Genomic DNA, 15,262 nt, shown 5'->3' on the forward strand with positions numbered 1-15,262 from the left:
ACAAATTTAAAAAAGGCTTTAAATGAAAATTTAAAGCCTTTTTTGTTATTTCTCTTCTGGTAAAATTTGTTCAAATAGCATTACTGTGTCATTGAACTCTTTTTGCATTGCTTTCTTGTATTCTTCATCTGTATCATACTGCATTATTTGGTCTAAAACTCCTTTATATAAATATCTAAATGTTAAATCGAATTCTTCGAAAACCAAATCAAAATCTTCTTCAGAGAATGTGCTAAACCAAATTAGCTTATCTCTAAACAAACGAACTAACATTTCTGCAGCATCTCTAGCTTTTTTAGTTTCCCCTAGTCTATAATATAATTCAGGATATTCTAAAGAAAGACTAAAATGATCAAAATACTCTATTGGCATCTTATTGATAGATAAATCTAAAACCTCAACAGCTTTAATAGTATCACCTTCTTTAGCAAATTCTGTAGATAAACGCATTAAATTATTTCTAAAAGAAATCGCATTTCTTTTGGTTTGCTCATCTAAATAAATTTTACCATCATTAATATTTCTCCAATTCCATTTTTGTACATTCTTGTACATTTTTTCAGTATCAATTCTACCAATATCAAATAAGCTTTTCTCTCTAACCAGTTCACCTTTTTCATTATAAATTTTAGTAGGTGTTTTAATTGGCACAAATTTAAAAGCTAAACCATCTAGTTGTAAATAATCTTTAAGCCAGATATATTCGCTATCTGAATTAGAGCCTCCAGTAAAATAAATTGGGCGTTTCCAATCAAAATTATTAAGAATATCTAGCATTAATATTGTATTTTTTGCAATAGTTCTATCTATCTTAATATCTATATAAGGTAAAATTTTGTCAGCATCTTTTTGTGCTACAATACCATATTTAAGTGCATTTTCTTTATTTACAGGAATTCTAATTCGATTGGTTGGTAATATCTTTTCTGGATTACCATCACCATCTAAATCATAAAAAGTACGTTTACTGTTACTTCTTATCCATTTCATAAAGTTGTCTAAATCTAATACAGAATCTTTGAGTTGAGGAAAAAGTTCTTCAAAATAATACGCTGCATCTAAAGTACCATATTTGTATTCATCATGGGTTAATTGAGATGGTATAGGGTCTGCTTTATAAGACTTCTTTTTCATTTGATCTATATACCAATCTGTTTGAAAAAGACTTGTATTTACCAGTTTAATATCTGTTCTAATACCTTCTACTTCTTGCATATACCAGAGAGGAAAAGTATCATTATCTCCAATCGTAAACATTATTGCATTAGGGTCACAACTTTCTAAATACGCTTGTGCATTTAAATGTGTAGTGTATCTGTTAGATCTGTCATGATCATCCCAATTTTCTGATGCCATTAGACCAGGTACAAGTACTAAACATGCAACAGTTATAATAACTGCAATTCTTTTTCTAGAACCAAAATCTTTAAGGTATTCATATAGTGCAAAAACACCAAAGCCTATCCAAATAGCAAAGATGTAAAAACTACCTACAACTGCATAATCACGTTCACGAGGTTCAAATGGTTTTGGATTGGTATAAAATATTATTGCAAAACCAGTAAAGGCAAAGAATAAAAATAGGGTATAGAAATTCTCTTTGTCCCATTTTATTTGAAATAAAAGTCCAATAACACCTAAAATTAAAGGTAGAAAATAGTATGTATTTCTTCCTTTATTTTCTCTGGCTTGCCAAGTAAGTTTGTCTTGCGAACCTAATCTAGCTTCATCAATAAAATCAATACCACTGATCCAGTTTCCATTAAAAATATCTAGATTTCCTTGAATATCATTTTGGCGACCAACAAAATTCCACATAAAATAACGCCCATACATGTATCCAAATTGATAACTCACCATAAACTTTATGTTTTCGGCAAAAGTGGGTCTTCGTTTACTATTTGCTGGTATTCCTGCAATTGCTTTATATCTTTTAACTACAGATTCATTTGGGTCTACCATTCTTGGTATAAATCCTTTATGTTTATCAGACCAATTGGGTAGAACATCTTTGTATTTATTTACGATAACATATTTACCGTCTTTCTTCTCATATTTTGGCTTATCATCTCTTGTAGGGTTATTTCTATCTTGATCTCTATTGTATTTATTTGAATAATAGGTATCATAAAAAACATTGGCATCTCCATATTGTTCACGCTCATAATATGCTAATAATTCTCTTGCACTTGATGGGTTGTTCTCGTTAATTGTAGTATTTGCATTGGCTCTGATTGGTAACATCATCCAAGAGGAGAAACCAATCATAATAAATAACAAGGATAAAATTAGTGTGTTGGCTGTAATTTTTTTCTTTTTTCTTGTGATATTCAATCCTACATAAAAAAGAATAATTAACACTATACCTGCTATTATTGTACCTGAATTGTATGGTAAGCCTATTGAGTTTATAAAGAATAATTCTGATGCACTAAAAAACTTTAATGTAAATGGAAATATAAATTTAAAAACCAATACTAAAACCAATACAGAAATAACTGTAGCAATGGCTGTTGTTTTTAGGTTGATGTTTTTATATGTTTTGAAAAAATAAAGCATTACAATAGCAGGTATTACCAATAAAGATAAAATATGTACGCCAAAAGATAACCCAACAACAAAACTGATAAGTACTAACCATTTATTGCCTCTAGGGGTATTGATTTCACTTTCCCATTTTAAACCTAGCCAAAATAAGATTGCCATTAAAAATGATGACATTGCATATACTTCACCCTCAACTGCACTAAACCAAAAACTATCAGAAAACGTATAAGCTAGAGAACCCACTAAACTACTACCAAGTATTGCTAGCCTTTTTCCCCTTGATATTTTACCTGTTTTGTGAGCCAGTTTTTCAGATAAATTAGAAATGGTCCAAAACATAAATAAAATAGTAAACGCACTAGCTAATGCAGACATAAAATTCACCATTTTAGCAATCTGTGTAAAATCTGTTGTAAACATTGCAAAAAATGCCCCTAACATTTGAAATAATGGTGCTCCTGGAGGATGCCCTACTTCTAATTTAACAGCTGTAGAAATATATTCTCCAACATCCCATGCACTTACAGTTGGTTCTATGGTAAGTGAGTATGTTATTAAAGCAATTGCAAAGCTGATCCATCCTAAAATGATATTCCACTTTTTAAAAGTTTCTGGTTTCATAAAATATCTTTGAAATCTGTGTGGCGAATTTACTAATAAATATGAATAAATAAACTTTATCTATTCTTTTCTAATTACTTAAAAACTCACAAAACTTTGTTAAAGTTAAAAATTGACTAAAAATGTTTGCAAAATAAAAAGAATGCATTAAATTTGCACTCGCTTAAAAGCATTGGCCTATGGTGTAATTGGTAACACACCGGTTTTTGGTACCGTCATTCAAGGTTCGAGTCCTTGTAGGCCAACAAAAGCTTCACAAATCGTGAAGCTTTTTTTTGTTTTATAATTGAATAAAAAAAGATGCTTAAATAAACATCTTTTGTATTTTTTAGTTCGTTTATCATCGCCTTCTAGATGTACCTCTTCTAAAGAGTCCTAGAACAAACAGTATAATTATTGCACCAGAAGCTCCTCTAATAATGTCGCTAATTACTCCACTACCAACACTAATTCCTAATTCTCCAAAAGCCCAAGAGCCAACAAAACTCCCTGCAATTCCAATGATAATACTTAAAATTAGCCCATAACCATTGTCGCTCATTAAAACGTCTGCTATATAACCACATACAGCACCAATAATAATTGTGTATAAAACATCCATGATAAAAAATTTAATTAATTGTTATATTTCTAGCAATTTAATAAAAATTAACAATATTTAGCAAAGTATATCCTCAAAAACTAATATTTTAGTGAAAAATTAATATTTTAACTCGTATTACAAACTAACCATTTTTAAATAACTCATCATTATGAGAAAATCAATCTTGTACTTATTTATTCTAATAAGTTTAACAGCTTTTACTCAAAAAAATTCAACTAACGCAACCAAAATTCAAGAATCTTTAGAAGTTAAAAAATTATTAGAAAGCAACTCTTTAGTAAAAAATGTCAGTTTTACAAATATTGGTCCAACTGTAATGAGTGGACGAGTTGCAGATGTTGCAGTAAATCCAGAAAATCCAACAGAGTTTTATGTAGGCTATGCATCAGGAGGTTTATGGTATACTAATAATAATGGAACAACATTTACACCTGTTTTAGACAATTCTCCAACACAAAATATTGGAGATATAGCTGTAGATTGGAATTCTGAAACAATTTGGGTTGGGACAGGTGAAAAAAATTCATCACGTTCTAGTTATGCAGGAATTGGAATGTTAAAATCAACAAATAAAGGTAAAACTTGGCAAAATGTTGGTTTGTTAGATTCGCATCATATTAGTAGAATTCTCATAAATCCAAACAATACTGATGAAGTTGTAGTAGGTGTTATTGGTCATTTATATTCTTCAAATGAAGAAAGAGGTATTTTTAAAACGACTGATGGTGGAAAAACGTGGACAAAATCCCTTTTTATAAATAAAGATACAGGAATTATTGATGTTGCTTTTGCTCCAGAAAACTTTAATATTATGTATGCTGCTTCTTGGGAAAGAGAACGTAAAGCTTGGAATTTTGATGGGGATGGAAAAAATTCAGCAATCTATAAAAGTACAGATGCAGGAACTTCTTGGACAAAAATTGCTGATAAAAGCGGTTTCCCAATTGGAGATGGAGTTGGTAGAATTGGTTTAGCTGTTTTTAACGAAAATACGGTTTATGCTTTACATGATAGTCAATTTAGAAGACCAAAAAGAAAAACTAAAAAAACTTCTGATGCTTTAACCAAAGAAGATTTTAAAACAATGACTTCTGCTGATTTCTTAAAATTATCAGATAAAAAATTGAATGCATATTTAAAAAACAACGGATTTCAAGAAAAATACAGAGCACAAAATGTAAAGCAAATGGTAAGAGTTGGTTCTGTAAAACCTATAGATTTGGCTAAATATTTAGAAAATGCAAATTCATTATTATTTGACACTCAAGTTATTGGTGCAGAAGTTTTCAAAACTACAAATGGAGGTAAATCTTGGAAAAAAACACACAAAGAGTATTTAAATGGAGTATATAATTCTTATGGATATTATTTTGGAGAAATTAGAGTTGATTTACAAAATGAAAATGCCATATATGTGTTGGGAGTTCCAATTATAAAATCTAAAGATGGAGGAAAAACATTTACTTCTATCAGTAAAGAAAATGTGCATTCAGATCATCAAGCTTTATGGGTAAATCCTAAAAAATCGGGTCATATTTTAAATGGAAATGATGGTGGTTTAAACCTTACTTACGATGATGGAGAAAACTGGACTAAACTAAATGACCCTGCAGTTGGGCAGTTTTATTCGGTTTATGCAGATAATCAAAAAAATTATAAAGTTTATGGTGGTTTGCAAGATAATGGAGTTTGGGTAGCAAGCAACAATGCAAGAATTAATAAACGTTGGCAACAATCAGGTCAAAATCCTTATGAGTCAATTATGGGTGGAGATGGTATGCAAGTTCAGGTTGATGACAGAAATCCAAATATTGTTTACACAGGATATCAATTTGGAAATTATTTTAGAATTGATAGAAAATCTGGTAGAAATAAATACATTCAACCAAAACATACTTTAGGCGAAAACCCATATCGTTTCAACTGGCAAACACCTATTTTATTATCAAAACACAATCAAGATATTTTATATTTAGGAGGTAATAAATTGCATCGTTCTTTAAATAAAGGTAATAAATGGGAAACAATTTCGGGCGATTTAACAACTGGAGGTAAAAAAGGGAATGTTGCTTATGGGACTTTAGCAACCATTTCAGAAAGTCCTTTTCAATTTGGATTGATTTATACAGGTTCTGATGATGGTCTAATTTACAGAACCAAAGATGCAGGTGGTTCTTGGACAAAAATTTCTAATAAGTTGCCACAAGATTTATGGGTTTCAAGAATTATTGCTTCATCACACAAAAAAGAACGTGTTTATGCAACGTTAAATGGGTACAGATTTGATGATTTCACCACTTATGTTTATGTTTCTGATGATTTTGGAGAAAACTGGAAAAGTATTAGCAGTAACATTCCAACATCGCCAGTAAATGTAATTAAGGAAGATCCAGAAAATGCGAACTTATTGTATTTAGGCACAGATAATGGATTATACGTTTCTTTTAATCAAGGTAAATCTTGGGAAGCTTTTAGCAAGAATTTACCTAATGTTGCTGTACACGATTTAGTAATTCAGCCAACAGCAAAACACCTAATTGTAGCTACTCATGGCCGAAGTTTATACAAAGCAAACATTGCTCCTTTACAAAAAATGAATTCTGATATTTTAGAGAAATCCAGCTACGTTTTTTTTATTGATAATATCAGAAAAAGTAGAAATTGGGGGCGTTCGTTTAGTCAATGGAGAGATGCTTACACACCAGAAATTACGATTCCTTTTTATGTGAATTCTGATAGAAAAATAACTTTGGACATTTACAAAGAAGATATTAAAGTAAATTATATTTCTATAGAAGCTGATAAAGGCTATAATGAAGCTGTTTTTGATGTTACTTTTTCTAAAAAAGGAAAGAAAAATTTTGAAAAAGGAAGTGAAAAATCAGCATTAAAAAAGGCTCAAAATGATAAATATTATTTACCAAAAGGGAAATATGTGGTTAAAATTGATGATGCAAAAAGTAAGTTTGAAATCAAATAAAACTTTGAAGTACAAGACCTCACAGGTTCAAGAAATCTGTGAGTCTAAAAATTATCAATATGAAAAGAAATCTTTTACTTTTATTCTTCACCATTACAATTTCAATGAGCTCACAAACCAAAAGTAAAGGTTTTTTTGATCTTTCTGGTCCTAAAAGAATTTGGGTAATATTCCACCCTTTTAAGGCAAAAAAATCTTTAAGAATTTCTAATGAAACAAACAAGGTTTCTGATTCTATAAAAAAAACCAATTTATTAGATGGTGATGGTAATGGGGGTCAAGTAGATGCTTTTAGACATGCCTATTGGATGGCTCGTTTACGACAAGAGATTGGTAAATCTGCTGCACGTTCTTTAGGTAAAGCACATGAAAAGGAAAATTATTTAACCTACAAAAAAAGGCAATTAGAAGATGGTACTGTACCTGATGAAATATCATCAACTATGGATTTATGGAATAATGAAGAGGGTCTAAAACTAATAAGAAAAAGAAGTACAGTTTCTCAAAAAAGTTTGATTTATAAAATAGTCAATGCAATTAAAGGTGGTAAGATGAAAATTATCAAAAAAGATAAAGAAGGTAATTTTTTAACTTGCGATGGCAAAAAAATTACCCCAGAAGAATTAAAAGGAAAATGGAAAAATAATAAGTGCTTGGTAGCTTCAAATCAAATTCCTTAAGAATTATTTAAACCCATTCTAAATACTTACGAAAACGATGTAAATTCCTTGTAATCCATTTTGTTAAGCCGTATTTTTGTATTCAAAATTTTAATTAATTATACAATGAGCGGATTTTTCAAATCTTCAATTGGGAGGAAAGTGTCTATGGCACTTTCAGCATTTTTCTTAATGATCTTCCTATTACAGCATTTAACTATAAATATGATGTCTGTTTTTAGTGCAGACTTGTTTAACGAAGTATCACACTTTATGGGTACAAACCCTGTTGTTCAATTTGCATTACAGCCTGTTTTAATATTCGGAGTTGTTTTTCACTTTGTAATGGGCTTTATTTTAGAACTTCAAAATACAAGAGCAAGAAATGTATCATATGCCAAAAATAATGGAGGAGCTAACTCCACGTGGATGAGTAGAAATATGATTTGGAGTGGTATTGCAATTTTAGCATTTATCATTCTACATTTTATCGATTTTTGGTTTCCAGAAATCAACACAAAATTTATCCAAGGAGATTGGTCTGGAACTATGGAAGGAGTTGAAGGGTTTAGATATTATGAAGAGTTAGTTCATAAGTTTATGCATCCTGCAAGAGTTGCTGCATATGTAATTGCTTTTGTTTTTTTAGGCTTGCATTTAGCTCACGGTTTTACTTCAGCATTTCAGTCGGTTGGAGCAGCTTCATTAAGAAAAAAATTAGAAAAAGTAGGTTTGGCCTACTCAATAATAATCCCTTTAGGATTTATATTTATCGCATTATTTCATCATCTTAACCATTAATCTTAAATAACTATGGCTTTAAATTCAAAAGTACCAAAAGGTCCAATTAAAGATAAATGGACAGACTATAAAAATAAAATTAACTTGGTAAATCCTGCTAACAAGCGTCATATAGATGTTATTGTAGTTGGTACAGGTTTAGCAGGTGGTTCTGCATCAGCAACATTAGCAGAACTGGGTTACAATGTAAAAGCATTTGCTTATCAAGATTCTCCAAGAAGGGCGCATTCAATTGCTGCTCAAGGAGGAATTAACGCCGCAAAAAATTATCAAGGAGATGGAGATTCTACCTACAGATTATTTTATGATACTGTAAAAGGTGGAGATTACAGATCTCGTGAAGCTAACGTTTATAGATTGGCTGAAGTTTCAGCAAATATTATTGATCAATGTGTGGCACAAGGAGTTCCTTTTGCACGTGATTATGGTGGTTTGTTAGACAACCGTTCTTTTGGTGGCGTTTTAGTTTCTAGAACGTTTTACGCAAAAGGGCAAACAGGTCAACAATTATTATTAGGAGCGTATTCTGCAATGAACAGACAAATTGCTCGCGGAAAGATTGAAATGTTTAACAGACACGAAATGTTAGATGTTGTTGTTGTTGATGGAAAAGCAAGAGGAATTATTGCTCGTAATTTAGTTACTGGAGAAATCGAAAGACATTCTGCACATGCTGTTGTTATTGCATCTGGAGGTTATGGAAACGTATATTTCTTATCTACAAATGCAATGGGTTCTAATGTTACTGCTGGTTGGAAAATTCACAAAAAAGGAGCATATTTTGCAAATCCTTGTTATACACAAATTCATCCAACTTGTATTCCACGTTCTGGAGATTATCAGTCTAAATTAACGTTGATGTCTGAATCTTTAAGAAATGATGGACGTATTTGGGTGCCAAAGAATTTAGAAGATGTAAAAGCAATTCGTGAAGGCAGTAAAAAACCAACCGATTTATCTGAAGATGAAAGAGATTATTATTTAGAAAGACGTTATCCAGCTTTTGGTAATTTGGTACCAAGAGATGTTGCTTCTAGAGCAGCGAAAGAGCGTTGTGATGCTGGTTATGGAGTAAATGCAACTGGTGAAGCTGTGTATTTAGATTTTGCTGCATCTTTTATAAGATATGGAACAGAGCAAGCTAAAATTCAAGGTATTAACAATCCTTCTGATGCAAAAATTAAAGAATTAGGACAAGAGATTGTAAGAGCAAAATATGGAAACCTTTTTCAAATGTATGAGAAAATTGTTGATGAAAATCCATATGAAACACCAATGATGATTTACCCAGCAGTTCATTATACTATGGGTGGTGTTTGGGTTGATTATAATTTAATGACAACCATTCCTGGCTGTTATTGTATTGGAGAAGCAAATTTCTCTGATCATGGAGCCAACAGATTAGGAGCATCAGCATTAATGCAAGGTTTGGCAGATGGCTATTTTGTGTTGCCATACACTATTGGAGATTATTTAGCTGATGATATTAGAACAGGAAAAATATCAACAGAAACTCCAGAATTTGAAGTAGCAGAAAACGAAGTGAAAGAAAGAATTAATTTCTTTGTAAACAATAAAGGAACACATTCAGTTGATTATTACCACAAGAAATTAGGAAAAATTATGTGGGATAAATGTGGAATGTCTAGAAACGCTGCTGGTTTAAAAGAGGCTATTGAAGAAATTTCTGCATTACGTAAAGATTTCTGGCAAAACGTTTCGGTTCCAGGTGGTGCTAATGAATACAATGAAGAATTAGCAAAAGCTGGTAGAGTTGCAGATTTTTTAGAATTAGGTGAACTATTTGCAAAAGATGCTTTAGAAAGAGAAGAATCTGCAGGAGGACACTTTAGAGAGGAATATCAAACTCCAGAGGGAGAAGCAAAAAGATTAAAAGAATTTCAGTTTGTTTCTGCTTGGGAATATAAAGGAGAACCAAAAGATGCAATCTTACACAAAGAACCTTTAGAATACGAAAACATAGAAGTAAAAGAAAGAAGTTATAAATAAAATTAAGACATTATGAATTTAACACTAAAAATTTGGAGACAGAAAGACTCAAGTTCAAAGGGTCAAATGGTAGATTACAAAGTGACTGAAATTTCAGAGCATATGTCTTTTTTAGAAATGATAGATGTTTTAAACGAAGGTTTAGTTGCAAAAGGAGAAGAACCAGTTGCTTTCGACCACGATTGTAGAGAAGGAATTTGTGGTATGTGTTCTATGTATATTAATGGAGAAGCTCATGGACCAGATAGAGGTGTAACTACTTGCCAGTTACACATGCGTATGTTTAAAGATGGAGATACCATTACAATCGAACCATTTAGAGCTGCTGCATTTCCAGTAATTAAAGATTTAGTTGTAGATCGTTCCGCTTTTGATAGAATTCAACATGCAGGTGGTTATATTTCTGTAAACACTTCTGGTAACACACAAGATGCAAACTCAATTCCTATTTCTAAACAAGCAGCAGATACAGCAATGGACGCTGCTACTTGTATTGGTTGTGGCGCATGTGTTGCTACTTGTAAAAATAGTTCTGCAATGCTGTTTGTAGGTGCAAAAGTATCTCAATATGCTTTGTTACCTCAAGGTCAAGTAGAAGCAGCAGATCGTGTTAAAAACATGGTAGCGCAAATGGATTTAGAAGGCTTTGGAAATTGTACAAATACAGGTGCTTGTGAAGTAGAATGCCCAAAAGGAATTTCTTTAGACAACATTGCAAGAATGAATAGAGAATTAATGAAAGCTTCTATCTAATAAACAAACGTCATTGCGAGATTTTATGAAGCAATCTCATAAGAATAAATAAAAAAACCAAAACTAAATTTAGTTTTGGTTTTTTTACTGAAAACTGAAACTGCTCACTGAAAACTATTTTACTTCCTCCCAAAATCAGCAGGAATTTCCCCCCAAGCTTTAGTTTCCCATTTTAATATGGGGTTTTTAAAAGAATTGTTTTGTAACCAATTTTCAGCTCTTTTTATCAATTCTAATAAATCTTTATTAGAGGCATCAAAATGAATATTGGTTTTGCACTTTTTCTGACGAACCCAACTCATGGCAATTTTAGAATCAGAATAAATAGGAATATCTTCTTTATTTTTATTATTTAAAAGTGCTATTCCATGCACCAAAGCTAAAAACTCACCAATATTATTAGTTCCTTTTAAGTAGGGACCTTTTTTAAAAATTTCTTTTTTGTTATGTGTAAAAACGCCTCTATATTCCATTTTTCCTGGGTTTCCAGAACAAGCAGCATCCACAGCAATACTTTCTAAAATAGGAGAACCGTATTTTTCTTTTTCTTTGGATGATAAAACAGGTCTTTTGGTATTTTTACCTTTATAGTCTAAATACTTTTTAGAAAAAGCTAGTACTGCATCATCTAAACTAGTAAAAGATTTGTATTGAGCCCCTTCATAACCGTCAATTTGAGCTTTACATACCTTCCAAGAAGTAAAAACACCAGTTTTTCTTCCTGCCCAAACTACATAATACTTTTTTTTAGGCATTTTTGTATGATAAAATTACTTCTTCAATGACTTTTGGAAAATATTTTTGTTCTAAAATATGTATTTTTTCTGCAATTTTTTCTGGTGTATCGTTTTCATTTAAAGAAGTTTTAGCTTGAAAAATGATTGCACCTTCATCATAATTCGCGTTAACGTAGTGAATTGTAATACCAGTTTCTTTTTCATTATTGGCAGCCACAGCTTTATGAACATTCATTCCGTACATTCCTTTACCTCCATATTTAGGCAGTAAGGCTGGGTGGATATTTATAATCCTATTAGAAAATATATTTATAATTTTTTCAGGTACTTTCCATAAAAAACCAGCCAATACTATATAATCTGCTTCTTTTTTTAATAGGTTTAAAATAGTATCTTCTATAAAAAAGTCACCCTTATTAAAGTATAAATGCTTAATATTTAGTGATTTACACCTATCAAAAACTTTGGCATACCTATTGTTACACAAAACTTGAGTAACCCTAGCAGTTTTAGTGTGATTAAAAAACTTAATAATATTTTCTGCGTTCGTTCCAGAACCAGAAGCAAATACAACAATACGCTTCATATCTAACCTAATCTAGAGTACAAAAAAAAGAATATTTATTAACAAATCAAGTGATTTCATTGAATATTGAACAATTTTAATTATTTTTAGAAATCATTTTTTAGGCAAAAATTAGATAAAACTAATAAGATTTGTATTTTTGCCCCGATTTAAATTTTAAAAAACAGAAAAATTATGTCAGACATTGCATCAAGAGTAAAAGCTATTATCGTAGACAAATTAGGTGTGGACGATAACGAAGTAACAACAGAAGCTAGCTTCACAAATGATTTAGGAGCAGATTCTTTAGATACTGTTGAGTTAATTATGGAGTTTGAAAAAGAATTTGATATTCAAATTCCAGATGATCAAGCAGAAAATATTGGTACTGTAGGCCAGGCAATTAGCTATATAGAAGAAGCAAAAAAGTAATATTTATATGCAGTTAAAACGAGTTGTAGTTACTGGACTTGGCGCATTAACGCCAATTGGTAATAATATAGAAGAGTATTGGAACGCACTTATTAACGGAGTTAGTGGTGCAGCACCTGTTACGTATTATGATGCTGCCAAGTTCAAAACTCGTTTTGCATGTGAATTAAAAGGCTTTAAAGTCAATGACTATATTGACAGAAAAGAAGCCAGAAGAATGGACAGATTTACACAGTATGGAATAGTTGCTTCTGATGAAGCAATTGCAGATGCTAACTTAAATCTTGATGAAGTTAACAAATTACGTGTTGGCGTAATTTGGGGAGCAGGAATTGGTGGTTTAGAAACTTTTCAAAATGAAGTTTTAAATTTTGCTGCTGGTGATGGAACTCCAAGATTCAATCCGTTCTTTATCCCAAAAATGATTCCAGATATTGCTCCAGGACTTATTTCCATTAAAAATGGATTTATGGGGCCTAATTATACAACAGTTTCTGCTTGTGCATCATCTGCAAATGCAATGATAGATGCATTAAATTACATTAGATTAGGCACTTGTGATGTAATTGTTACAGGTGGTTCTGAAGCTGCTGTAACTATTGCAGGTATGGGTGGTTTTAATGCTATGCATGCTTTATCTACCAGAAATGAAAGTCCAGAAACAGCATCAAGACCTTTTGATGCAGAACGTGATGGATTTGTTTTAGGTGAAGGTGCAGGTGCTATTATTTTAGAAGAATACGAACACGCAAAAGCAAGAGGTGCAAAAATATATGCAGAGGTTATTGGTGGAGGTATGTCTTCAGATGCACATCATATGACAGCTCCACATCCTGAAGGAATTGGCGTTATTGCAGTGATGAAAAACTGTTTAGAAAATGCAGGTATTAAACCTGAAGATGTAGACCACATCAATACACATGGTACTTCTACACCATTAGGAGATGTAGCTGAATTAAAGGCGATTTCAGAGGTTTTTGGTGATCATGCAAAGAATATCAATATTAATTCTACAAAATCTATGACTGGTCACTTATTAGGTGCAGCAGGTGCAATAGAATCTATAGCTTCAATTTTAGCTATGGAAAACGGAATTATACCTCCCACTATAAATCATTCTAATATTGATAAAAATATAAATCCAGATTTAAATCTTACGCTAAACAAACCTCAACATAGAGAAATTAAAATAGCAATGAGTAATACATTTGGTTTTGGCGGTCATAATGCTTGTGTTGCATTTAAGAAAGTGGACGACTAGTGTATGAATTTTATTCGTAAAATAGTTAAATCTCGTTCAGAAGAAGATCAAGAACTGTACAACGAATTAAAAGCATTACTTAACTTTTCTCCAAGAAAAATCAACAAATACAGAAAGGCATTTACACACAGATCATTGCAAATGTCTGACGAAAATGGTAATCCTATAAATTACGAGCGTCTTGAGTTTCTAGGTGATTCTATTTTAGGTTCTGTTATTGCATCTTATTTATATAAAAAAGTTCCAACAGGTTCTGAAGGGTACTTAACTCAAATGCGTTCTAAAATTGTAAGTAGAGAGCATTTAAACGAACTTGGTAAAGACTTAAATCTTATAAAGTTTGTAAACAGCAACATTGACCAAACCAATGTTGGCGATAATATTCATGGTAATATATTTGAAGCTTTAATTGGAGCTATTTATTTAGATAAGGGTTATAATTTTTGTCAGAAATTTATATACGAAAATGTAATTGTGCCTTATGTAGATATTGAAAAATTAGAAGGTAAAATAACAAGCTACAAAGGACTCATAATTGAATGGTGCCAAAAACAAAAGAAAAAATATAAATTTGATACTTACGAAGATTCTGGTAATGAAGCTATAAAACACTTTAGCGTTAAAGTTAGTATTGATGGTGAACAAATAGCCAAAGGTAGAGCTACATCTAAAAAGAAGGCAGAAGAACAAGCATCTAAAAGAGTGTATTACGCTTTTCAAAGCGAAATTTCTGTTGGTTAAATACGATAACGTTTTCGTTAAAATCTTTAAGAAACTCATAAACAATTAGTAATTTAGCATAATAAAGATTAGTTTAAATTATGCAAATTCATTCTTTAGGATTAGACAATTTCTACGATGATGAATTTTCTTTAATAGGAATTCATACTACTTTAGAAGATTTTAAACTAGCCTATTTATTAAATAAAAACTTAAGAACAAGTTTTCAAAAATCTAGAAAAGATTTAGCTTTTAAAGAAGAAAAAAAAAGAGCCTCATTCTCATTATATAATTATTCTAATACAGAATATGATTTTGACTGGCACTTAATTGCAAATAGTTCAAAAAGAGAAAATCAAACAGTTTCTAATGAATTACTGCTGACTTCTGAAACAAAAACGTATTTGATTACAGAAAAGAAAAAAGTAGATTTTTTTATTAAAATTTCTGGAGATATTCAATACAATTTTATTTCAAAAACAGTTGCTAAAATTAAGAAGATAGATCAAGTTATAACTTCTTATCAAATAGATAAGAATACATTAAAGTCTAAAGACTTTTTAATATTTTAA

The 15,262-nt window shown here is 31.1% G+C and carries 13 protein-coding genes and 1 tRNA gene; 10 read left to right on the forward strand and 4 right to left on the reverse strand.

Features of this window, described 5'->3' with window-relative positions; genetic code table 11:
- Positions 1-45: 45 nt before the first annotated feature.
- Entirely contained in the window at positions 46-3,168 is a 3,123-nt protein-coding gene (locus tag BTO18_RS11590; RefSeq protein WP_105016376.1) for a glycosyltransferase family 117 protein, read from the reverse strand.
- Positions 3,169-3,341: 173 nt separating this feature from the next.
- Here BTO18_RS11590 and BTO18_RS11595 point away from each other — a divergent pair.
- Positions 3,342-3,413: transfer RNA gene (locus BTO18_RS11595), tRNA-Gln, on the forward strand.
- 95 nt (positions 3,414-3,508) lie between these two features.
- Here BTO18_RS11595 and BTO18_RS11600 read toward each other — a convergent pair.
- Positions 3,509-3,769 (reverse strand): GlsB/YeaQ/YmgE family stress response membrane protein, encoded by a 261-nt coding sequence (locus tag BTO18_RS11600; protein ID WP_105016377.1) that lies wholly within the window; start codon positions 3,767-3,769, stop codon positions 3,509-3,511.
- A gap of 151 nt (positions 3,770-3,920) precedes the next feature.
- On the opposite strand from BTO18_RS11600, the gene BTO18_RS11605 reads away from it, so the two are divergent.
- The 5 genes from BTO18_RS11605 to BTO18_RS11625 all read left to right on the forward strand — a co-directional run bounded on the left by BTO18_RS11605 (position 3,921) and on the right by BTO18_RS11625 (position 10,975).
- Positions 3,921-6,752, forward strand: a complete 2,832-nt coding sequence (locus BTO18_RS11605) for a VPS10 domain-containing protein (protein ID WP_105016378.1) — start codon at positions 3,921-3,923, stop codon at positions 6,750-6,752.
- Positions 6,753-6,811: 59 nt separating this feature from the next.
- Complete coding sequence (locus tag BTO18_RS11610; protein ID WP_105016379.1) at positions 6,812-7,432, forward strand: DUF6973 domain-containing protein; 621 nt, start codon at positions 6,812-6,814, stop codon at positions 7,430-7,432.
- 105 nt (positions 7,433-7,537) lie between these two features.
- Positions 7,538-8,212, forward strand: a complete 675-nt coding sequence (locus BTO18_RS11615; RefSeq protein WP_105016380.1) for a succinate dehydrogenase cytochrome b subunit — start codon at positions 7,538-7,540, stop codon at positions 8,210-8,212.
- A gap of 12 nt (positions 8,213-8,224) precedes the next feature.
- Entirely contained in the window at positions 8,225-10,222 is a 1,998-nt protein-coding gene (locus tag BTO18_RS11620; protein ID WP_105016381.1) for a fumarate reductase/succinate dehydrogenase flavoprotein subunit, read from the forward strand.
- Positions 10,223-10,234: 12 nt separating this feature from the next.
- Entirely contained in the window at positions 10,235-10,975 is a 741-nt protein-coding gene (locus BTO18_RS11625; RefSeq protein WP_105016382.1) for a succinate dehydrogenase/fumarate reductase iron-sulfur subunit, read from the forward strand.
- Positions 10,976-11,094: 119 nt separating this feature from the next.
- Here the strand turns inward: BTO18_RS11625 and BTO18_RS11630 are convergent, their stop codons facing one another.
- Positions 11,095-11,730: a ribonuclease H1 domain-containing protein gene (locus BTO18_RS11630; protein WP_105016383.1), complete on the reverse strand. Its 636-nt coding sequence runs from the start codon at positions 11,728-11,730 to the stop codon at positions 11,095-11,097.
- A complete protein-coding gene (purN, locus tag BTO18_RS11635) occupies positions 11,723-12,298 on the reverse strand; it encodes a phosphoribosylglycinamide formyltransferase (RefSeq protein ID WP_105016384.1) in 576 nt (191 codons plus the stop codon). Before purN ends, BTO18_RS11630 begins: the two co-directional genes overlap by 8 nt.
- Positions 12,299-12,472: 174 nt before the next feature.
- Between purN and BTO18_RS11640 the strand changes: the two genes are divergently transcribed.
- The 4 genes from BTO18_RS11640 to BTO18_RS11655 all read left to right on the forward strand — a co-directional run bounded on the left by BTO18_RS11640 (position 12,473) and on the right by BTO18_RS11655 (position 15,262).
- Positions 12,473-12,709: an acyl carrier protein gene (locus BTO18_RS11640; protein WP_024740040.1), complete on the forward strand. Its 237-nt coding sequence runs from the start codon at positions 12,473-12,475 to the stop codon at positions 12,707-12,709.
- Positions 12,710-12,716: 7 nt separating this feature from the next.
- Positions 12,717-13,970, forward strand: coding sequence for a beta-ketoacyl-ACP synthase II (fabF, locus tag BTO18_RS11645; protein WP_105016385.1), 1,254 nt, complete (start codon positions 12,717-12,719; stop codon positions 13,968-13,970).
- Positions 13,971-13,973: 3 nt separating this feature from the next.
- Positions 13,974-14,711: a ribonuclease III gene (rnc, locus tag BTO18_RS11650; RefSeq protein WP_105016386.1), complete on the forward strand. Its 738-nt coding sequence runs from the start codon at positions 13,974-13,976 to the stop codon at positions 14,709-14,711.
- Between the two features lie 80 nt (positions 14,712-14,791).
- Entirely contained in the window at positions 14,792-15,262 is a 471-nt protein-coding gene (locus BTO18_RS11655) for an IPExxxVDY family protein (protein WP_105016387.1), read from the forward strand.

Source organism: Polaribacter porphyrae (genome assembly GCF_002954685.1).
Classification (GTDB): Bacteria; Bacteroidota; Bacteroidia; order Flavobacteriales; family Flavobacteriaceae; genus Polaribacter; species Polaribacter porphyrae.